The sequence below is a fragment of the Psychroflexus sp. MES1-P1E genome, from assembly GCF_002836055.1.
GTDB lineage: Bacteria > Bacteroidota > Bacteroidia > Flavobacteriales > Flavobacteriaceae > Psychroflexus.
Genome location: NZ_PJBS01000057.1, coordinates 1 through 294 on the forward strand (window position 1 = coordinate 1; position 294 = coordinate 294).

General features: G+C 42.9%; 1 protein-coding gene. It reads right to left on the minus strand.

Annotation, left to right across the window (positions count from 1 at the left end):
* Positions 1–294, minus strand: a 294-nt coding sequence (locus tag CXF67_RS18400; protein WP_219620999.1) for a phosphopantetheine-binding protein, incomplete at both ends; no start/stop codon positions are given.

Genomic DNA, 294 nt, shown 5'->3' on the forward strand with positions numbered 1-294 from the left:
TTGATGTCAGTTAATTTATCTGATTGCTCAGTAATCGCTCCAAAAATCTCCACACGTTTGATCGAGTCGATTCCTAAATCGGCTTCCATATCCATGCTTAGTTCTAACATTTCAGCAGGATAGCCTGTTTTGTCTGCAACTACAGTTAGCATAAGGTCTAACATTTCGGAGTTTCCTTCAGTCGGCACCGCTGTCTCGACGATTGGTGTTGCAATAGGATCTGTATTTACAACTGTTTGAGCTACTGGATCAGCAACAGGTGCAGAAGTACCACTAATTCCAGCCTTGGCAGAA